The sequence below is a fragment of the Streptomyces katrae genome (assembly GCF_000966975.1).
GTDB lineage: Bacteria > Actinomycetota > Actinomycetes > Streptomycetales > Streptomycetaceae > Streptomyces > Streptomyces katrae.
This window is the reverse complement of record NZ_JZWV01001760.1, coordinates 1-355: the sequence shown is the minus strand read 5'-3', so window position 1 is coordinate 355 and position 355 is coordinate 1. Positions and strand designations below refer to the sequence as shown.

Here is a 355-nt window from a genome sequence, read left to right as displayed (position 1 = left end):
GGCTGGGCCCGTGCGAAGGACGCCGAGACGCCGAGCTTGTCGGCCTTGCTGCTCATGAGATCTCCCGGGCGAGTGCGCGCAGGGCGACGGCCTGGTCGCCGTTGGGGGCGTAGACGAAGAGGGGCTGCTTCAGACGGACGGACTCGCGCTGTTCCTTGAGGTCGGGGACGATCGCCACGACCCGGGGATCCTTTATGTCCATCCAGGCCTGGAGGGAGCTGGTGGCGATGTAGCCGCGGCGGCCGTCGTAGAGGGTCACGACGAGGCCGAGGTAGTCGATGTCCAGGCTGAGGTCGTCGCGCAGGTCGTTGATCTGGGAGGTGAGGAGGTCGTAGGCGTCGGCCGAGGAGTCCTC

General features: G+C 67.9%; 1 pseudogene. It reads right to left on the bottom strand.

Going from position 1 to position 355, the window contains the following annotated elements:
• Positions 1-52 precede the first annotated feature (52 nt).
• A pseudogene (locus VR44_RS40480) lies at positions 53-355 on the bottom strand (ParA family protein); the annotation flags it as partial.